General features: G+C 29.2%; 16 protein-coding genes. 7 read left to right on the forward strand and 9 right to left on the reverse strand.

What is annotated here, in order from left to right; genetic code table 11:
- Positions 1-3: 3 nt before the first annotated feature.
- Complete coding sequence (locus TX50_RS05840; protein ID WP_011132721.1) at positions 4-2,532, reverse strand: ATP-dependent Clp protease ATP-binding subunit; 2,529 nt, start codon at positions 2,530-2,532, stop codon at positions 4-6.
- Positions 2,533-2,717: 185 nt separating this feature from the next.
- Entirely contained in the window at positions 2,718-3,152 is a 435-nt protein-coding gene (locus TX50_RS05845) for a GNAT family N-acetyltransferase (RefSeq protein ID WP_011132722.1), read from the reverse strand.
- 93 nt (positions 3,153-3,245) lie between these two features.
- On the opposite strand from TX50_RS05845, the gene lysA reads away from it, so the two are divergent.
- Genes lysA through TX50_RS05875 form a run of 6 tightly spaced genes read left to right on the forward strand, consistent with a single transcriptional unit; the run spans position 3,246 to position 8,802 of the window.
- On the forward strand, positions 3,246-4,619 hold the full coding sequence (gene lysA / locus TX50_RS05850; protein WP_011132723.1) for a diaminopimelate decarboxylase: 1,374 nt from the start codon (positions 3,246-3,248) through the stop codon (positions 4,617-4,619).
- Between the two features lie 28 nt (positions 4,620-4,647).
- Positions 4,648-5,538, forward strand: coding sequence for a diadenylate cyclase CdaA (gene cdaA, locus TX50_RS05855; RefSeq protein WP_011132724.1), 891 nt, complete (start codon positions 4,648-4,650; stop codon positions 5,536-5,538).
- Between the two features lie 3 nt (positions 5,539-5,541).
- Complete coding sequence (locus tag TX50_RS05860; RefSeq protein WP_011132725.1) at positions 5,542-6,360, forward strand: isoprenyl transferase; 819 nt, start codon at positions 5,542-5,544, stop codon at positions 6,358-6,360.
- Positions 6,353-7,360 (forward strand): biotin synthase BioB, encoded by a 1,008-nt coding sequence (gene bioB / locus TX50_RS05865; RefSeq protein WP_011132726.1) that lies wholly within the window; start codon positions 6,353-6,355, stop codon positions 7,358-7,360. Before TX50_RS05860 ends, bioB begins: the two co-directional genes overlap by 8 nt.
- Positions 7,357-8,289 carry a rhodanese-related sulfurtransferase gene (locus TX50_RS05870; RefSeq protein ID WP_011132727.1) on the forward strand — a complete coding sequence of 311 codons (933 nt, stop codon included), beginning with the start codon at positions 7,357-7,359 and terminating at the stop codon, positions 8,287-8,289. Before bioB ends, TX50_RS05870 begins: the two co-directional genes overlap by 4 nt.
- A 12-nt stretch (positions 8,290-8,301) precedes the next feature.
- Positions 8,302-8,802, forward strand: coding sequence for a hypothetical protein (locus TX50_RS05875; protein WP_036930323.1), 501 nt, complete (start codon positions 8,302-8,304; stop codon positions 8,800-8,802).
- On the opposite strand, the gene lipA is transcribed toward TX50_RS05875, so the two are convergent.
- Both lipA and recR read right to left on the reverse strand, forming a co-directional pair.
- On the reverse strand, positions 8,799-9,698 hold the full coding sequence (gene lipA / locus TX50_RS05880; protein ID WP_011132729.1) for a lipoyl synthase: 900 nt from the start codon (positions 9,696-9,698) through the stop codon (positions 8,799-8,801). The genes TX50_RS05875 and lipA overlap by 4 nt on opposite strands.
- A gap of 2 nt (positions 9,699-9,700) precedes the next feature.
- Entirely contained in the window at positions 9,701-10,300 is a 600-nt protein-coding gene (gene recR, locus TX50_RS05885; protein ID WP_011132730.1) for a recombination mediator RecR, read from the reverse strand.
- Positions 10,301-10,405: 105 nt separating this feature from the next.
- Here recR and psbP point away from each other — a divergent pair, with 105 nt between their 5' ends.
- Complete coding sequence (gene psbP / locus TX50_RS05890; RefSeq protein ID WP_011132731.1) at positions 10,406-10,963, forward strand: photosystem II reaction center PsbP; 558 nt, start codon at positions 10,406-10,408, stop codon at positions 10,961-10,963.
- An 18-nt stretch (positions 10,964-10,981) separates the two neighbouring features.
- Here psbP and TX50_RS05895 read toward each other — a convergent pair whose 3' ends face one another.
- From TX50_RS05895 to TX50_RS05915, 5 genes are all read right to left on the reverse strand, one after another.
- Complete coding sequence (locus TX50_RS05895; protein ID WP_011132732.1) at positions 10,982-12,754, reverse strand: ABC transporter ATP-binding protein; 1,773 nt, start codon at positions 12,752-12,754, stop codon at positions 10,982-10,984.
- Between the two features lie 10 nt (positions 12,755-12,764).
- A complete protein-coding gene (locus TX50_RS05900) occupies positions 12,765-13,043 on the reverse strand; it encodes a hypothetical protein (RefSeq protein ID WP_011132733.1) in 279 nt (92 codons plus the stop codon).
- A 9-nt stretch (positions 13,044-13,052) separates the two neighbouring features.
- Positions 13,053-14,831 carry a DEAD/DEAH box helicase gene (locus TX50_RS05905; RefSeq protein ID WP_011132734.1) on the reverse strand — a complete coding sequence of 593 codons (1,779 nt, stop codon included), beginning with the start codon at positions 14,829-14,831 and terminating at the stop codon, positions 13,053-13,055.
- A gap of 137 nt (positions 14,832-14,968) precedes the next feature.
- Positions 14,969-16,657, reverse strand: a complete 1,689-nt coding sequence (locus tag TX50_RS05910) for an ATP-dependent DNA helicase (RefSeq protein WP_011132735.1) — start codon at positions 16,655-16,657, stop codon at positions 14,969-14,971.
- Between the two features lies 1 nt (position 16,658).
- The gene (locus TX50_RS05915) at positions 16,659-20,288 is read right to left on the reverse strand and encodes a UvrD-helicase domain-containing protein (protein WP_011132736.1); all 3,630 of its coding nucleotides are present in this window, start codon (positions 20,286-20,288) and stop codon (positions 16,659-16,661) included.
- Positions 20,289-20,295 lie beyond the last annotated feature (7 nt).

Genomic DNA, 20,295 nt, shown 5'->3' on the forward strand with positions numbered 1-20,295 from the left:
TATCTAGAAATTAGCCCCTGCCAATTCTTGAGAAGATTCTTCTGTAGAAATATTTACTATAACTTTCTTGTTCTCATCAATATCAACTATAGCTTTGTCTCCATCTTTAATTCTTCCTGATAACACCTCTTCAGCTAAACTATCTTCTAATAAGCGCATGACTGCTCTTCTTAAAGGCCTTGCTCCGTAAGCTGGATTATATCCTTCCTCGACAAGCCTTTCTTTAAAAGCATCAGTAACATCTAGTTTTATACCCTTCTCGTTTAATCTAGAAAAAACTTCTTTTAACATTATTTCTGCAATATCTTTAACTTCATTTTTAGATAATTGTCTAAATACAATTATTTCATCGAGCCTATTTAAAAATTCTGGTCTAAAGTATTGTTTTAATTCCTCATTTACCAAAGATTTTATCCTATTATATTGGCTATCTTCAACTGAATCTCCTGAAAATTCAAAGCCTAAACCTCCACCACCTTTTTCGATTACTTTAGAACCAATATTAGAAGTCATTATTAAAAGTGTATTTTTAAAATCGACCGTTCTACCTTTTGAGTCTGTCAATCTTCCATCTTCCAGTAATTGTAATAGTAAATTAAATACGTCTGGATGAGCTTTCTCAACTTCATCAAAGAGTACGACAGTGTATGGTCTTCTTCTTACTGCCTCTGTAAGTTGGCCTCCCTCATTAAATCCAACATACCCTGGAGGTGAACCAATTAATTTGCTAACAGTATGTCTTTCCATAAATTCAGACATATCTAATCTGATCATGGCTTCTTCACTACCAAAGAAATACGAAGCCAAGGATTTGGTTAATTCAGTTTTTCCAACCCCAGTAGGACCTGAAAAGATAAAACTTGCAATTGGCCTATTAGGATTTTGTAAACCGACTCTAGCTCTTCTAATAGCTTTTGATACTGCTTTAACAGCCTCATCTTGACCTATTAACCTTTGATGCAAAGTCTCTTCCATATTAAGAAGTTTGACTGATTCGGTTTCTGTTAATTTCTGAACAGGAACTCCGGTCCAAGAAGCAACTATATGGGCTACATCTTCTTCACTTACAAGAGGATCATGAATAATAGTTGAGTTATTTTCCGTAGTTTCATTAGCATTACTTATTTCATTTTTTTCTGAACTTTCTTTTTTATTTTCCAATAACTCTTTTATTTTTGCAGATAATTCAATCTCTTTTTCTCTTAACACACCTGCCTGGTCAAAGTTCTGATCTCTTACTGATTCTTCTTTTTGTTTCTGGACTTGTCTTAATTCTTTATCAATTTGTTTCGCTTCGGGAGGAAGTTTAGAATTAATCAACCTTACTCTACTACCAGCCTCATCTATAAGATCTATAGCTTTGTCTGGTAAAAATCTATCAGAAATGTAGCGATCACCTAAATGAGCTGCTGCTTCTAATGCATTATCTGTAATTTTTAAACGATGATGTTGCTCGTAACGTTCTCTTAAACCTTTTAAAATTTCAATAGTATCAGCAATAGATGGCTCTCCAACCATTACAGGTTGGAATCTTCTTTCGAGAGCAGCATCTCTTTCAATATGCTTTCTATATTCATCAAGAGTTGTAGCACCTATACATTGGAGCTCACCTCTAGCTAATGCTGGTTTTAATATATTGGCAGCATCAATTGCTCCTTCAGCAGCTCCTGCACCTATTAAAGTATGAACTTCATCGATAACCAATATAACGTTACCTGCAGATTTAATTTCTTCCATTATTTTTTTTAGTCTTTCTTCAAATTCACCTCTATATTTTGTTCCTGCGACAAGGAGACCAATATCAAGAGTTAGAACTCTTTTATCCTCAAGTATATCTGGAATTTCTCCAAGTTGTATTCTTTGTGCTAAACCTTCAGCAATAGCAGTTTTTCCTACTCCAGGTTCACCTATAAGAACAGGATTATTTTTAGTTCTTCTACCTAAAATTTGAATAACTCTATCAATTTCTGCATAGCGTCCAACAACTGGATCGAGTTTTGATTCGCTTGCTAGTTTTGTTAAATTTGTACCAAACTCGTCAAGAGTAGCTGTCTTTAAATTACCCTTATTTGAAGACCCACCTGAACCAACCTCAGCAGTCTCTCCTAGCATTCTTATAACTTGAGTTCTGACTTTCGTTAAGTCAATTCCTAGATTTTCTAAAACTCTTGCTGCAACCCCTTCTCCTTCTCTTATTAAACCTAAAAGTAAATGTTCCGTACCTATATAATTGTGACCCAATTGGCGTGCTTCTTCAAGAGATAATTCTAAAACTCTTTTAGCTCTCGGTGTAAAAGGTATTTCAACTGCTACAAATCCTGAACCTCTTCCTATTATTTTCTCAACTTCTATTCTTGAATCTTTTAAATTTACACCTAGTGATTTGAGCACCTTTGCAGCTACACCTGTTCCTTCTCCAATTAAACCTAAAAGTATTTGTTCTGTTCCAACAAAATTATGCCCAAGCCTCCTAGCCTCTTCTTGAGCAAGCATAATGACTTTGATTGCTTTTTCTGTAAATCTTTCAAACATTACGGTGTTTAATTTCTTATTAATAACCTACCAGTATTAAGTCAATTTTGTGTTCAGAATGAGCTTTTGTGAATACCCAAAAGTATAAATTAATCAATATTAATTAATATTATTGATGATATAGCAGCTTATTAAAGTAATTTCAGGGATTCTGGTTATCCGCACAAAAGATTTTTAAATATTTATTATGTGAATTTTTTTTCTTTCAAAACAGCATCAGCACCACTTTTATAATAGTTTTTTCTTCTTCCAACAGTTAAAAAATTAAATTTGCAATAAAAGATCTCAGCAATTGAATTAGTTTCCGAAACTTCCAACAGTAATTTTTTTATATTTAGTTTTTCACAATCTTTTATCAAATAGGTCATTAGTTGACTTCCATAACCTTTTCGACGAAATTTTTGTTTTATTGAAAAATAACTTATTTGAGCTTCATCAATTATTGTTTGAACTACATAAATTCCAATTATTTTCTTTTTTAATAATATTGCGACTACTTTGGTACCACTTTTATTAAACTCACTTTGCCATTGTTTTTTAGTCCATAAACAAATTGTAGCTGAATCTAATTTGTAACATAATTCAAAATCTTTTTGATCAATTTCTTTAATTGAGATCATCGAAGTAAATATTTTCTCTCAAAAAATTTTTTGAGATTTATTTTATTATAAATGTTCTGAAAGTTGTAGAATAAACTTACGAAAGAGTTTCCCATGAATGTAAAAACATCATTCTTAAAAAATAAAATTAATGAAGATAGTCCCAATAAAAACATAGTTCCTGTCACAACGACCATTAATAGTGAACATAAGTTATTTATTGGGGAATGTTCTTTGGAAGATTTAGTAAGTAAATACGATTCACCCCTTTATGTTTTGGATGAGATTACCTTAAGAAATTCCTGTAAAGCATATAAAAAAGCACTAGAAAAATATTATCCAGGACCATCACTACCGATATATGCATCCAAGGCAAATAGTTCAATATTTATGAGTAATTTAATTGCATCAGAGGGTTTTGGGCTCGATGCAGTTTCAGAAGGAGAATTATTGACAGCTCTAAAAGGTGGAGTTCCTAATGAAAAAATTGTTTTTCATGGAAATAATAAATCTGATAAGGAAATTGAATTTGCGATAAAAAATAATATCAAAGTTATTGTGGATAACGACCATGATTTAAAAAGACTTGAAGAGATATCTAATTCCTTCAATCACGACATAGAAATAATGGTTAGATTTACACCTGGAATAGAATGCCATACACATGAATACATCAGAACAGGTTCTTTTGATAGTAAATTTGGATTTGGAATCGAATCACTTGGTAGGCTATTCGAAGTTATAAGTAAAACTAAACACATTAAATTAACAGGATTACATGCTCATATTGGTTCTCAGATTTTTGAACTAGATCCTCATAATGACCTTGGAAAAATAATGGTAGATGTCATTTTACAAGCTAAAGATTTTGGTCACAACATAAAAGAACTTAATGTAGGTGGTGGTCTAGGAATTAAATATACTGAGGAGGATGATCCTCCTTCTATTGATGAGTGGATTAAAACAGTATCATTATCTGTTGTAAAAGCTTGTGATAAAAATAATTTAAACTTACCAATTCTTATGTGTGAGCCGGGTAGGTCTATAGTTTCAACAGCAGGAGTAACTATATACAAAATTGGCTCATTTAAAGAAATCCCTGGGATAAGGACATACTTATCAGTGGATGGCGGTATGAGTGATAATCCCAGACCAATTACATATCAATCAAAGTATTCAGCTTGTTTGGTAAATAACCCTTTAAATAGTAATTCCAAAAATAAATATACAGTTGCAGGAAAACATTGTGAATCTGGAGATGTATTATTTAAAGAACTTGAACTTGGTGATTGCAAAACAGGAGACTTGATATGTGTTTTTGGCACTGGTGCATATAATAATTCTATGAGTTCAAACTATAATAGAATTCCCAAGCCTGCTGCTATTTTAGTTTGTAATGGAGAAGCAGAGATTATTCAGAAAAGAGAAAGTCCACATGATCTTCTAAAATATGATGTCCTTCCTGATCGCTTTATCAAACAAAGTTAGGTACATTTAATATAATTTAAATTTCGATGTGAATTTTTGGGGGTTTATAAACTTAAAATTTTTACTAGATGTACTATTTGCTCTAGGATTTGGTCTTTTATTATTTTCAAGAGTCAAAGAACAGCGAACGCTGTGGTTACTAAGAGGGTATTTATTATTAGTTTCTTTTGCTTGGTTTATTCAAAGATATGCTTATCTTCCTCTAACTTCAAAATTAATTGATGCAGTAGTACTTGCTTGCTCTCTATCTTTAGCAATCCTATGGCAGGGTGAACTTCGACGATTAATGGAATTACTTGGGACTGGAAGGCTAGCTGTATTACTAGGCAACCCACCTAAAGAATTCAGAGCAACATCTACGACAGTAAACCAATTAGTTGATGCCGCAGGAAAACTATCACAAAATAGAAAAGGAGCTTTGATAGTTGTAGATTTAGGAAGCGATTTAAGACCAGAAGATTTTTTATATTCAGGTATAAAGATTGAAGCAAAATTGTCTACAGATCTTTTAATAAATTTGTTTGCAACAGATACCCCCTTACATGATGGAGCAGTCTTAGTTAAAGGTAATAAAATAATTTCAGCGGGAGTAATATTACCTCTTTCAAGGCAAGGTATTAGTAGATACGGAACAAGACATCTTGCCGCGTTGGGCATTACAGAAAGGTTTGATAGATGTATTTGTATTGTTGTCTCTGAAGAAACAGGCACTTTATCATTAGCTAATCAAGGAAAACTCGAGAGACCTATTACGAGCAGCAGATTACAAGAACTTCTCATAAAGTTAGTAGGAAATCAAAATACATCGGGTACTCCAAAATCATCTTCGAACAAAACCAATTCGTACCAAAAAACAAATACTAATGATACTATTACAGTTGAAAAGAAGTTAGACAAACAAAATACTATTCAAGATTAGTTTATGAGATTGAATAACTTACAATTAAAAAATAATCTTAATTTATCGAATAAATTAGATAAGGAGAGAATTCCAGAACACATTGCAATAATTATGGATGGCAATGGGAGATGGGCTACAAAAAAAGGGTTACCTAGATCATTTGGGCATAATAAGGGTGTTAGTGTTCTTAAGGAAATTATTAAGGCATCTAAGAACATAGATTGTAAAGTTCTTACTGTTTATGCCTTTTCAACTGAGAATTGGATTAGACCCTCTAATGAGGTTGATTTTCTTATAAATCTGTTTGAAAAAGTTTTGAAAAAAGAAATTTCTGAGATACATCAAGAATCAATAAAAATTAAGTTTATTGGAGATTTATCACCTCTTCCTAATTCATTAAAATTACTGATAAAGAGTTCAGAAGCTCTTACTAATAACAATAAAAAATTTACATTGAATATTTGTGTAAATTATGGAGGTAGGCAAGAAATAGTAAAAGCTGCTAAAGAAATAGCCATCAAATCTTCCTCAGGTAAAATAAAACCCAGTGACATCGATGAACAATTATTTAATTCAGAACTACTAACTAAGGGGAGCATGGATCCTGAACTACTAATACGAACAAGTGGTGAAAAAAGGATTAGTAATTTTCTTTTATGGCAATTAGCTTATTCTGAAATTTATGTTACTGATGTATTATGGCCAGATTTTACTGAGAGTGAATTTTTAAAAGCAATAATAGATTATCAATCGAGGAATAGGCGTTTTGGAGGTATAGAATCATTATCAAATGAATCTTTTGAAGATTCTTGCTATTCTTCCCTAAGTAAAAATGATTAATTCTGATAATCAAAAATTTAGCGAAATAAGATTTGATTGGGAAAGAGACGAGATTTTGGAAATTTTAAATTACCCATTAATAGATTTAATGTGGGAAGCTCAAATTATTCATAGAAGATTTAATCAATATAAAGTCCAACTAGCTTCTCTTTTCAGTGTAAAAACTGGCGGGTGTGAAGAGAACTGTTCTTACTGTAGCCAATCAATTTATAGCTCTAGTCAAATTAAGAGTCACCCTCAATTTGAAGTTGAAGCTGTTTTAAATAGAGCTAAAACAGCAAAAAAAGAAGGTGCTGATAGATTTTGTATGGGTTGGGCTTGGAGAGAAATTAGAGATGGCAAACCTTTCAACTCAATGATAGAAATGGTCAAAGGTGTAAAAGAACTTGGAATGGAGGCATGTGTAACTGCAGGGATGCTCACAGATGAGCAGGCCTTGAAACTTGCCGATGCCGGGCTAACCGCATACAACCATAATCTCGATACAAGTCCTGAATACTATAAAAATATTATTACGACAAGAACTTATCAGGATAGATTAGAAACTATTAAAAGAGTAAGAAATGCAGGTATAAATGTATGTTGTGGAGGAATTATAGGTTTAGGAGAAGATAATGGAGATAGAGCATCTCTTTTAGAAGTCCTCTCAAACATGAATCCTCACCCTGAAAGTGTCCCAATCAATTCTCTGGTAGCCATAGAAGGAACAGGTTTGGAGGGGGGAAAAGAAATTGATTCTATTGAGATGATAAGAATGATCGCTACTGCTCGAATTCTTATGCCAAAAAGCAAAATAAGATTAAGTGCTGGAAGGGAGAACTTAACTAAAGAAGCTCAGATTCTTTGTTTTCAATGCGGAGCAAACTCTATTTTTTATGGAGATGAATTATTGACAACCTCAAATCCATCTTTTCAAGATGATAGAAAACTACTTAAGGATGTAGGAGTTTTATTTAATAAAGACTTTGAATATTGTGATAAAACTGTTTCTACAGTATGAGTAATAATATTTACAAGATTGTATCTCTCTATTCTTTCTTCTCATTTCAAGAAAATTCAATAATTGAACTGAAAGAAAACTTATTTAGTATTGAGAAGAACAATGATCTTTCAGGCCTATTAATAATTGCGAGAGAGGGTCTTAACGGAACCGTTTGTGCTGAAGAAGGCATTATTGAAAATATCCTAAAGTTAATCAAAAATATTGTTGGGAATAACAAATTAAACATTAAAGTTAGTTATTCAAAAAAAAAGATTTTCAAAAAATTAAAAATAAAAATCAAAGATGAAATAGTAACTATGGGTGTCCCAGAAATAAATCCATCAGAAGATTCCGGAACTTATATTGACTCATTTTCTTGGAATAAATTAATTAAAGATAAAAATACAATCGTCGTTGATACTAGAAATCATTATGAAGTCTCTATAGGAAGTTTTAAAAAGTCAATCAATCCAAATACGGAAAATTTTAGCGAGTTTCCTGAGTGGGTGGATGATAATTTAGGGAAATATATAGGCGACGATGATTCTAAAAATATAGCTATGTTTTGTACTGGAGGTATTAGATGTGAGAAAGCTACTAGTTTATTAAAAAAGAAAGGTTACAAAAACATCTTCCATTTACAAGGCGGGATACTTAAATACCTCGAAGACATGTCAAAGGAAGAAAGCCTGTTTGAAGGAGAATGTTTTGTTTTTGATAAAAGAGTGGCTCTAGATCACGAATTAAAACAAGGTTCTTACTCAATTTGTCATGCATGTGGGATGCCAATTTCTATAGAAGATCAAAAGAATAAGGAATACCGAGAAGGTATTCAATGTCATTTTTGTGTAAACAAATTCAGTGATAATGATAGAAAAAGATTTGAAGAAAGGCAAAAACAAATAAATAAATTAAAAGATAAAAATCAAAAAGTTTATAAGGATTAATTGATAATAATTATGAAAGTTGAAGAATTACAAAATATAGCATTTTCCTTAGGCCTAGTTATAAAAATACAAGTAAGAGAAACTATTGGATTATGTTTTTTTAAAATTGTTATCGCAGAACAAACAGATAATGTTGTAAAAATTTGGGGAGAGATGAAAGGTTGGACTTACCTTAATAAGAAGGGTATTCAACTTGATACATTAAGGATCCTGAGTAACTCTCCACCTTTTGTTTCGGAATTAATATGGGCATCTACTATGGCTTGGGCAATAGAAATGAAAGTAAGTAAAAAAGCACGATTATTAGCTATTTATGATACCGAAGGATATAGTAAAAAACTTGTCAGATACTTTAAAATTATTGGTTTTAAAGTTGTAAAAGAAGTTGGTTCTAGTCCAATAGACCTTTTCTTAAGATTAATTTGGGGCGGGGCGGGAACACTAATGCAAGGAGAATGTTATTTTGTATTAAACAAAATGAAAGAAAAACTTTCTTTAATTGAAAAAGTCTAACCAGCGTGATAACTACTTCTAACTAAAGGGCCACAAGATACTTTTTTAAACCCTAATTTACTACAAAAACTTTTTAGGTATTCAAACTCCTTTGGTGCCCAATATTTCTTAACAGATAAATGCTTTAATGAAGGTCTTAGATATTGTCCAATTGTGATTTGATTACAATCCACTTTTTTTAGATCGAGAATCGTAGTTTCTATTTCTTTTAACGTTTCTCCTAAACCCAACATTATTCCTGATTTTGTTTGAATATTAGGAGCAATAGACTTTGCTTTTTCTAATAAGCCTATTGAATTTTTATAGTTAGCACCTCTTCGAACTTCTTTTTGAAGCCTTTCAACTGTCTCAAGATTATGATTAAAACAAATTGGCCTTTGTTCTAGAATTTTTTTAAGTCTATCTTTTTGAAGTTTATCTTTATCTTCAAAAGATTTTCCACCTCCCCATAAATCAGGAGTAAGAACTTCTATTTGAATCTTTGGATCAATTTTTCTAATCTGATTAATCGTTGAGACAAATAAATTAGCTCCATGATCGGGAAGGTCGTCTCTGGCTACTGATGTAAGTACAACATATTTTAAGTTTAGAATTTTTACTGCTTCTGCGACTTGAATACTTTCATATTTATTTATTTCACTAGGTTTACCTTTGTTTACCTGGCAGAAAGCGCAGGCACGAGAACAAATTGATCCTCCAAGTAAAAAAGTAGCAGTACCTGAGGCATAACATTCGGCCCTATTAGGACATCTCCCTTCTTCACAAATTGTATGTATATTTGACTTTCTAATAAGTCTTTGCATTTTCTCAAATTCCGAAGCTTTGCTAATAGGAAACTTTATCCAAGAAGGAAGCCTTAAAATTTTTTCTACTTTCATCTGATTTTTATTTTTCATTTTTAAATTAAATTTGTTCTTCCTTCTAAGGCTCTTGCTAAAGTAACTTCATCTACATATTCAAGTTCACTCCCCATAGGAAGACCATAGGCAATTCTAGTAACCTTAGTAAAAGGAGTTAGTAATTTTCCAATGTAAAGACTTGTAGTATCTCCTTCAACACTTGGAGTAAGTGCCAGTATTATTTCATCAATATCTGATTTACTAACTCTCTCTACTAGACTTCTTATCTCTAATAATTCTGGACTAATTGAATCCATAGGAGAAATCAACCCCCCAATAACATGATATGTGCCTTTAAACTCCCTTGATCGCTCTAAAGCCAGTAAATCTTTAGTTTCTGCTACTACGCAAATTATCTTTTGATTCCTCTCAGTATTTCTACATATTTCACATTCTTCTTCTGAAGTTAAATTAAAACATTTTTTACAATGACCAACATTACTATGTGCCTCTAATAATGCTTTAGAAAAATCTCTAATACTACTTTCAGGTTGTTTTAAAATAAATAATGCTAATCTTTGAGCTGTTCTTGGACCTATTCCGGGAAATTTCTCAAAATGACCAATTAATTTTGAAAGTGGTTTGGTAAAAGTTATCAAGATTAAAATTCCTCTAGAAACAATTTAGACGTATATTTTGAAATTGGATATATTTGTTTGCTTTTAATGTCTTATTATATTTTTAGTTAATAATTTCTAACAACAATGAAAAATATGAAAATTAACCCTTTTAAAAATTTATTATTAATAATTTTATGTCTTGCATTAAGTGCATGCAGTGGAGGAATAAATGCAGGATTAGAGGCTTATCAGAGTCCCGATGGTAGATATGCCTTTTTATATCCAACAGGTTGGACAAGAGTAAAAGTAGATGGGGGTCCTGAAATTATTTACCACGATCTAATTAATAGTAATGAGACTTTAAGCTTGGTGATATCAGATGTAAATAAAGAAGTCGAATTAGAGCAACTAGGGGATCCAAAAGAAGTTGGACAAACATTAATAACTAAGGTCATTGCGCCTGAGGGTTCAGGAAGATCAGTAAAACTTATTGATGCTAAAAAGAGAGAAGCATCTAATCATATTTTTTATGATCTAGAGTATGAATTAAATCTTAATGAACAAGATAGGCATGAACTTGCTACTGTCGTAATCGACAGAGGAACTTTATATACTTTTGCCGTCGGAACAAATGAAGAGAGATGGAATAAAGTTGACAGTATGTTTACTAATGTTATCGAGTCTTTTAACTTCTTAATTTAGTTTTTGAAAAGATATTTTCTAAATTCCTACCTGAACATTCCACAAATCTGAATATACATTTTTATTGTTTAGCAAAAAATCATGTTTTCCGCTTTCAATAATTTTGCCTTTATCAATAACAATAATATTATCAGCGTTTTTAATTGTACTTAATCTATGAGCTATGACTATAGTTGTTCTTTCTTTAGTTATTTTAGATAATGATTTCTGAATTAAAACTTCTGTCTCGTTATCAACTGAAGCAGTAGCCTCATCTAAGATCAATATAGGAGCATCTTTTAGTACTGCTCTTGCTAAAGCTATTCTCTGGCGTTGTCCTCCAGAAAGTCTTTGTCCCCTTTCCCCAACGATTGTTTTATAACCATCCGGTAATTGTTCAATAAATTTATGAGCTTCAGCAATTTTAGATGCTTTTACAATATCTTTAATTTTTGAACTAGTTGCCCCGTAGGCAATATTTTCCTCGACAGTTCCATGAAATAAATAAGTTTCTTGACTTACTAGAGAAATGCATTTTCTTAAGTCTTTTAAATTAATATCTTTTATTGGTATGTTATCCAAAAATATTAAACCATTATTACTATCATAAATTCTCAGAAGAAGTTTAATAATTGTACTTTTGCCAGAACCAGTTAATCCAACAATTCCTAATGTAGAGTTATTCTGAATTTCAAAAGTTATGTTTTTTAATGTTGAATCTCTACCTGGATAATTAAAATTTACATTTTCAAATCTAACATCGCCTTTTATCTTTTTAGAGCTAATTTTTATTTTGCCATCTTTTATTTTTATAGGGGTATCGATAAGATCTATTACTCTATTTATTGATGCCATTGAGCGTTGAAAATCATCTAAAACATGACCTAGAGTAGTCAAAGGCCATAACAATCTTTGAGTAATAAAGACTAAAAAACTATATGTTCCTACATCAAGTACCTTATTCCAGGTTTGAAAACCTCCAATAAGTAAAATTGCTATAAAAGCAAATAAAATAGCAAATCTTATTAGTGGAATAAAAGCAGATGATAATTTTATTGCTGCTTTATTACTTCTTTGATATGCAAGGCTTTCTTTATTTAGTCTATTTAGCTCCCAATTCTCTTTAGTAAAGCTCTTAATCGTAAGTATCCCACTTAAATTATTATTTAATCTTGAAGCCAAAAGACCTGCTTTATTCCTGACATCTTTATATTTTGGAGAGAGCTTTCTTTGGAATCTTATTGATCCAAGAAATATTAAAGGGATAGGTAAGAAAGCAAATAATGCGATTTTGGGCGCAACAAAGATCATAGTCCCCCCAATAATTAAAACAGTAATAAATAATTGAATAAGTTGATTAGCGCCTTGATCAAGAAACCTCTCGAGTTGATTTACATCATCATTTAATATCGAAAGTAGTCTTCCCGTATTATCGTTTTCAAAGAAAGCCATATCTAGTTCTTGAATATGCTTATAAGCCTTTATTCTCAATTTATGTTGTGATATTTGGGCTAAATTTCTCCATAAAACTGAGTATAAATATTCAAAGAAAGATTCTGCTGACCACACTATCCCAGAAGCAAATGCAAGAAATATTAATTGGTTTGGCACTTCCTTTATTCCTAAACTAGCAATCCAAGAATTCTGTTCTTTTACTACAATATCTACAGCAAGCCCAATAATTACTGGAGGAGCTAAATCTAAGATTTTATTTATTATTGAACTTAAAAAAGCAAATAAAATTAGACTCCTTTCCTCTCTTAAATTTAGATAAAGCCTAACTATAGGATTTTTATTATTTATTAATCTCATTGTTGTTTTATTATAATTTAAAATTTTTCTTAGTTTCTAACTTACATTCATTAATTGAATTTTGATGACTAGTACCTTTTCTAAATTTTTCTAAGTAGCAATTACAAGTACCTTTAGCAATTTCTTCGTCATAATTTAAATTCGCTTTTAACATTTCCAACTTAAAACTTTCAATACAAAACAAATTTATAATTGAATTATTTTTTGTATCTGCTAAATATTCAGAATTTAAAAATCCGAACAAAAGAAAAAAACTTCCTAGAACAAAATGTTTTGTAATAGAACTCATGATCCAAAATTAATTCCTTATTCTTAAATTTTTTAGTTTGTTCTTAACTTCACCATGTAAATCTCTTGGTAAATCTACCAAGCTGTACTCATTAAATATTTGTATCTTTCCAATCAATCTTCCATTAATATTTGTAGACGTACAAATAGAAGAAATAATATTTGCTACTCTAACTCTGTCCATTTTGCCAAAATTAAATTTATAGGTTTCAAAAGAATCATTTTGATAATTATTTCTTCTATTTGTATTTCTCATACGATTATTTCCATTTCTATTTGATCTATTACGATCAGAATTATTTTGTCTATAAAGCCAAGACTCGTCTTCGTTAATAAAGAAAGATTTATTACCTATTGCTAAATTAATAGCTGCCATTGCTATATTTGAATCTTCCATAGAATGCTTTTCTCTTAGGGTATCCAGAATATCGATCATCAAAGCTTTTTTTTCTTCATTATTTTCCTGATCTAAAGAACTTTCATTCAAATTTGTAATTAATTTACCCATTCTTTTTTCATTAATTATTTTATTATTAGGTATCTCGATTTCTTCTATTTTATTTCTTGTTGAATTTTCTAAATTCCTAAGAAAATGTTTTTCTCTTTGATTTACAAATAAAATTGCTTCCCCAGACCTACCTGCCCTCCCTGTTCTACCGATTCTATGAGTATATGTTTCCTTATCAAAAGGAAAATCGTAATTAATAACGAGTTTAATCCTTTCAACATCTAGGCCTCTAGCAGCGACATCAGTTGCAACAAGAATATCAATAAATCCTTTTTTTAATCTATCAACTGTATTTTCTCTTTGATTTTGTGGGATGTCACCATTAAGAACAGCTACACTATGACCTGAGTTTTCTAGAGCTTCCGCAATTGAGGTAGTAAGTAATTTAGTCCTTACAAATATTATTACTCCTTCATTCGTTATTTCTAATATTCTTTTTAGAGCATCTAACTTATGGTGCCTTTGAACATTAATATATTTTTGAGTAATTAATTGAGTTTCTTGTTTAACGCTTTTAATAAGTATTTCAGCTGGTTCATTTAGATATTTTTTTGCTATGTTTCTTATCTCATTTGGCATTGTTGCAGAGAACAAAACCATTTGTTTATTTTCTGGAAGTTTATCTATAATCCATTCAATATCTTCAAGAAATCCCATTTTTAACATTTCATCTGCTTCATCAAGAACAAGACAACTTATGTTATTGATCTTAAAAGTTCCTTGTCTTATATGATCCATTATTCTTCCAGGAGTTCCAACGACAATGTCTGTCTTTCTTTTAAGTGATGAGATTTGATTCCTAAAATCAGTTCCTCCATATATTGCTAATGTCCTTAAATTAGTTGATTCAGCACTATAACTTTTAAAAGAATCTGCAACTTGAGTAGCCAACTCTCTTGTTGGGGTCATAACCAAAACTTTAGCGTTTGATTCTTTATTATTTTCAAGCTTTTCTATTAATGGGAGAGCAAAGGCTGCTGTTTTACCTGTACCAGTCTGAGCTTGTCCTAACAAATCTCTTCCAAGCATTAATTCTGGAATTGCTGCTTTTTGTATAGGTGTAGGAGTTTTATATCCTTTACTTTCTAATGAATTTAATATTAATTTATTAAACCCAAAGCAAGCAAATCCATTATCAAGATCCTCTTCTTTAAAAGAAATTTCATCTTCGGTAACTTCTAATTTTTGTTCTGATTGAATTGAAGGATTATTAGAAATATTTTCTACCCCCAAATTATCGTCATTTTTTTCTACTAATTGATTGTCTTTATTTGAAGCCATTAAAATACCTGATTATCTACTGATCAGGCATTCAACATTTATCTAAAGAATATTAAATTGTTGACTAGCCTTTCAGATCCGAATCACTAATCTAACATCTGGAGGTAAAGATAAATCTGATTTCACGAAATAAAAACTTAATTAAGAAAATAAATATCCAGAAAATTCTTTGCTCTTGTAATTGCGGTATATAGTAATCTCTTTTCATAACTATCTCTAAAGAAAATTAATTTGCTTTCTTTCAGATCTTCCTTATAATTGTTAATTTGAGATTTTTGGGTCCACAAAATACTTACTTTTTCAGATTCGCTTCCTTGAGATTTATGAATAGTGATAGCAATTGCTGGCACGACGTTATCAAGAGTTGATGGTTCAATAAAGTCAACTACAAGATCGTTATTATCATTAAATTTCCTAAATAGAAATTTCCGGTTTTCATTTTTTCCTATTAAGACTCCAATATCTCCATTTGAAATTCCGAGTTCGTTATTATTTTCAGTACACATTATGGGGATCCCTTCTTCAAGGCTAGTAAAGTCATAAGGTTTTCTCTGGCCTAAAACGATATCATTTATATTCTCAACGCTCCATGTCCCAGTATTCTTCTCACAAAGGATAAGGTGACTTTGTAAATCTGTAAAAATATTATTTATTAAGTCTTTTTCATGGCTCATTAAATCTCTAAATGTTTTTTGAAAGATATATTCTTTTTTACTTAAGTTTGATGTTGAAATTCGTAATTTATTAATGTAATCTTTAATTTCATTTAATAATCCTAGAGGAATATTCTTATTAATGCTTTTTAAGATATTAACTTCTTTTGATTTTTTATCATTTTCTAATTCTTTTATCTTTTTCTTAAATAAGGAATCTGTAGGATTAAAAATAAGATTACTAAGTAATTCAATATCCCCACTATTTCTATAAGTTTTATTGAGATTTACTATACAAGATTTGATTACCTCATTATTAGAATATTCGAATAAATAATTCCATATAGAGGAATTTTTTACTGGAGGTAATTGATTTTTATCACCAACTAGGATTATTTTACAATCTTTAGCTAATAAATCTAAAATCAATTCAATAATATCAATATTTACCATTGACATTTCATCAATAATAAAAATATCTAATTCCTTTAATTTAAATTTTAATTTAATAGCTTTATGTTCAGAATAAAAAATCCATTTATGTAAAGTTTGACATTCTATTTGATCAAGACTTTTACTAAAAATTATATCTTTTTGTTCATTAAGAGATTCTTTTAGTCTAGAGGTGGCTTTTCCAGTAGGTGCTGCGAGTCCTATATTTAAAAAACGGTCACTTTTTAAAGAATTTAATATAAAGTTTATAATTAAAGTTGTTTTGCCTGTTCCTGGTCCTCCTTGCAGAAATACTAAATTTGAACTTTTAAAAATATTTTTAATTTGATGAAGTTTATTATCATCATTTATTTTTATGGGGATTTTATCTATTTTCTTTAAGAAAATATTTATAACTCTATTTATCTTTCCAGACCATTTTGCTAATGATAATTTCCTATCACTAAATATAAATGGGGAATTAAAGGAGTTTAACAATCCTAAATCTTTGAGAACTTTTAAATGTTCATTAGGCCATCCATCTTTTAATAAATCAAATAATATTAACCTTTTATCAACTTCTACAATAGTTTCACCATTTTTCTCAAATTCTAATAATATTTTTAAAGTATCTTTTACGAAATCTCCATCTTTTATTTCATTAAATCCAAAAATATCCTGGAGGAGATTAAATATATGATTATATTGAAATGCTTCTATATCCAAATTAGTATGATTCATTCTAAAAAAGTTTATCTAAATAATTAATTCTATTTATAGGAGCCTGGCCAATAAAAACTCCTGGAGAAATATCTTTCTCAACAGATTTTTCAAACAACTTTTTGTCAGGCAATCCCTTTAAAAATAAATATACATATCCTCCAAGATGAAGATTAGGTTGATAATTTTTTAATCTCCACTTTAATAATCTATGTAATGCCAATAGATAAAGATGAGATTGCAATGGATAATGATGTTTAATCATTTCTTCTTTCATATTTTCATAGTTATAGTTTCCAGGTAAACAATCACTATTTTCGCTTCCAGAAATAAAATTACTTTTCCAATCGATTACCCACCATTTACTATCCTCTAACTTATTACCAATAGGGACTACACAGTCAATACAACCTGAGTGAAAACCTTTATTTAGAATTTGTAGATCATTAATTTTGTTTGAGTAGCTTTTACCAAATTCAAATTCTTGATCCAATAGAAAGCATTTGGAAATATCATATGAATTAATATTTTTTCCATTATAAGAAAGTGTTAAATTGTACTTAACCTCTTTTAGAATATTATTTGAAGGGATATCAATTAATTTTTTATTTAATAATTTCCTTCCAAGCGAGACGTTAATGATTCGCAATATACCTTCTCTTACATTTAATGCTAAAGAAGAATCAATTTGAAAGAAATTTAGTTCTTCATTAATTAAATCAAGTAATTTATCGGTGTTATCATTTTGAAAATCAAATCTCTCTATTATTTTATGCAAACATGTACCAGCAATAGTACCTTTAGGAAAATCACTTAAGGGATTGGAGAGAGTTAAGTATTTGGGACAATTTTTTGATTTTTCTAAATTAGTATCTTGGGAATTATTAAGAATTGAGATATTATCCTCATAATCCTTGTATTGATTGGAAGCATAGTCTGTTTTTTTTTCTTTACTAATCCATGAGGAATAACTTGAGAAAGAAATAACTTCTTCAGAAGGAATAGGTTTTTTTGTATTAACTTTATTTATTTTCCAAAGATTATTCTTCAAACCAATAAAATTAAACTTATTAGAAATTTCTCTAATATTTATTGCCGCTATTTTATGTTCAATTTTAGATTTATGAAAATTAATATTTTCTAGGTTAGGTAACAAATCATTATTAATAATATTATTTGTATTATTAATATCATTAAAGATAATGAGCTTATATTTACTCCTGGTAAGAGCCACATAAATCAATCTTTCACTTTCATTAAATAAATCTCTTTCTTCTATTAATTTAAAATCTTCTACCTTACTGTAATTATTAGAAATATTGATATAGATAGACCTATCCAAATTTGATTTCCAGATTGGACCTTTGGTTTTATTTGATTTATTGGAAATAGTAGATAAGTAGGGACATAAAACTATTTCATATTCAAGTCCCTTACTATTATGAATTGTCGAAAGATTAATTCCATTTTGAAGATTATAATCTTTCGTAAAATAATCCTCTCCAGTACAACTCCTTAAAGAATTATCTAATTGGTTTAGATACCACTTAAATACTTTATTTAGATTAAAGTCATTATTCATTAATTCTATTTCAATTATTTCTGACAATTGAAATAAATTCGAGTATAAATCTGCATCAAATATAATTGAGGATGACTTGTAATTAATAATGAGTTCATTAACAAGGGTTAAAAATCCTTTCTCTTTTAATTCCAAAGACCATGAAATACATTGATTAGTTAAAATTTCAATTTTTTTACTAATTTGATGATCAATTAATTCTGCCATATCCATTTCTATAAATTTAGAAGTAGCCAACAAACTTATATTCCTATAACGCCTTGGATATAATATAGATTCAATAAATAAGACTAATAGAGTACTGGCTTCAGTATCAAAGATATTTTTTTTATTTTTAATCTGGCACGGTATATTTAACTTTATTAATTTATTTTTTAATTCTAAACATTGGGAATTATACAAGGTAAGAATTGAAATTTTATTAATATCAATTTCATTATTATTTAAAAGAAAACTAACTATATATTTAGTGACAAGATCTTCAATATCAACTTCTTTGCTTGAAAATTCTACAATTTCAAATACATTCTTAAAATCAAATTTATGATTAAAACTTTTATTAAGTTTAGAGTTTAAATTATTATATTCAAGTTTTGACTCTCTAAGACCATTTTTATATAGATTATTAATAACATCAAGTAATTTATTTGAAGATCTAAAGTTATTTGTAAGACTAAAAACTTCAATCGCATCAGATTTAGCCTCTAAATAAGTTTCAATATCTCCACCTCTAAATTTATAAATAGCCTGCTTTGGATCTCCAACGCAAAGTAAAAAGTGATTATTTGTATAAAAGAATTTTTTTATTATGCTCCACTGAATATTATCTGTATCTTGAAACTCATCCACTAGAACACATTTAAATCTATTTTGAATTTCTGAAAGACTTTTATCATTGGTAAGATCTGATCCTAGATATTTTTTCTCAACAGTCTTTATAAGATCATTAAAATTAAAAATAGATAAACTTCTTTTTAAGGTAATTAGTTTTATATTAGCTAATTGAATAAATATTCTTACAAATTCAGTATAAAAACCTTCTTTAATTTTATAAATTTTATCTTGAAGTAATTTAAAACTACTAAAATCTAGACTAAGATCAAATTTATTAATTTCTTTATTGATATTTTTATTATAAAAATATTTAAATAAAAGATCTTCATTTAAAATCTCATATAAAAGTTGACTTATATCTTCTGAATTAAGTCTTTTATTAATATCTTCTATCCATTCAGTTATTTGATTAAACTTATTGTTTCTTGGCTTGGACGAATATACCTGACTTTTGCATCCAATTTCCTTTATTAATTTCCCTAATGAAATAAGTTTAAGGTATAATTCCTCCCCATTATTATTCCATTCAACACAAAACGCTTTCCAATTTATATGTAAAAATTCTTTTAAATAAATTGATATATCAATATTCTTATATTTATTTATTATCTCAAATTTGCAAATATTTTCTTGATCAATATTTTTTAAAATTTCAACAAAAAATGATTTATTAATTTTACTTCCATATATAGAACTTATTTTTTTTTGATTAACTGCAGAAATTATTTCTGGATCAAGATTTTGAAATTGCTCAATCCATAAATCATCGATTATATCTTGGTATAAATTATCTATATTATTTTCAATAAATGGATCTTGTGCTGAGCCTATATCTATACTAAATTCCTCTAAAATATTATTGCAAAAAGCATGGAACGTAGTTACTTTTAGTTTATAAATAGTATTAATAAAATTATCAATATCGAATATTATTTTTTTCGGATTCGTTTCCTCCTTTTGAAAGTTTTTATACCATTCTAAAAGAGTATTATCTAATTCAGTTTCTTCGGGATTCTGTAAAAATAATTTGAGTTTACAAAATCTTGAAAGTATTTTGTCTCTTAATTCTGTACATGTATTTTTTGTGAAACTTAATAAAAGTATTTCCTCTGATTTGATCTTTTTCTCCAATACATTTCTTAAAACTAAGTGAGCCAAAGTAAAGCTTTTTCCAGTTCCTGCACTTGCTTCTATTAATTTAAAATTATTATCTAATTTAATTTTGTTAATATCCATATCTTAT

The organism is Prochlorococcus marinus subsp. pastoris str. CCMP1986, assembly GCF_000011465.1.
GTDB lineage: Bacteria > Cyanobacteriota > Cyanobacteriia > PCC-6307 > Cyanobiaceae > Prochlorococcus_A > Prochlorococcus_A pastoris.

Bases quoted from the DNA above. Each gene is read 5' to 3' on its own strand.
- TX50_RS05895 (WP_011132732.1), bottom strand. From the start codon at position 12,754: ATGAGATTAATAAATAATAAAAATCCTATAGTTAGGCTTTATCTAAAT.
- TX50_RS05875 (WP_036930323.1), top strand. From the start codon at position 8,302: ATGAAAGTTGAAGAATTACAAAATATAGCATTTTCCTTAGGCCTAGTT.
- bioB (WP_011132726.1), top strand. From the start codon at position 6,353: ATGATTAATTCTGATAATCAAAAATTTAGCGAAATAAGATTTGATTGG.
- TX50_RS05915 (WP_011132736.1), bottom strand. From the start codon at position 20,288: ATGGATATTAACAAAATTAAATTAGATAATAATTTTAAATTAATAGAA.
- TX50_RS05860 (WP_011132725.1), top strand. From the start codon at position 5,542: ATGAGATTGAATAACTTACAATTAAAAAATAATCTTAATTTATCGAAT.
- TX50_RS05900 (WP_011132733.1), bottom strand. From the start codon at position 13,043: ATGAGTTCTATTACAAAACATTTTGTTCTAGGAAGTTTTTTTCTTTTG.
- TX50_RS05840 (WP_011132721.1), bottom strand. From the start codon at position 2,532: ATGTTTGAAAGATTTACAGAAAAAGCAATCAAAGTCATTATGCTTGCT.
- TX50_RS05910 (WP_011132735.1), bottom strand. From the start codon at position 16,657: ATGAATCATACTAATTTGGATATAGAAGCATTTCAATATAATCATATA.
- TX50_RS05870 (WP_011132727.1), top strand. From the start codon at position 7,357: ATGAGTAATAATATTTACAAGATTGTATCTCTCTATTCTTTCTTCTCA.
- lysA (WP_011132723.1), top strand. From the start codon at position 3,246: ATGAATGTAAAAACATCATTCTTAAAAAATAAAATTAATGAAGATAGT.
- lipA (WP_011132729.1), bottom strand. From the start codon at position 9,698: ATGAAAAATAAAAATCAGATGAAAGTAGAAAAAATTTTAAGGCTTCCT.
- psbP (WP_011132731.1), top strand. From the start codon at position 10,406: ATGAAAAATATGAAAATTAACCCTTTTAAAAATTTATTATTAATAATT.
- TX50_RS05845 (WP_011132722.1), bottom strand. From the start codon at position 3,152: ATGATCTCAATTAAAGAAATTGATCAAAAAGATTTTGAATTATGTTAC.
- TX50_RS05905 (WP_011132734.1), bottom strand. From the start codon at position 14,831: ATGGCTTCAAATAAAGACAATCAATTAGTAGAAAAAAATGACGATAAT.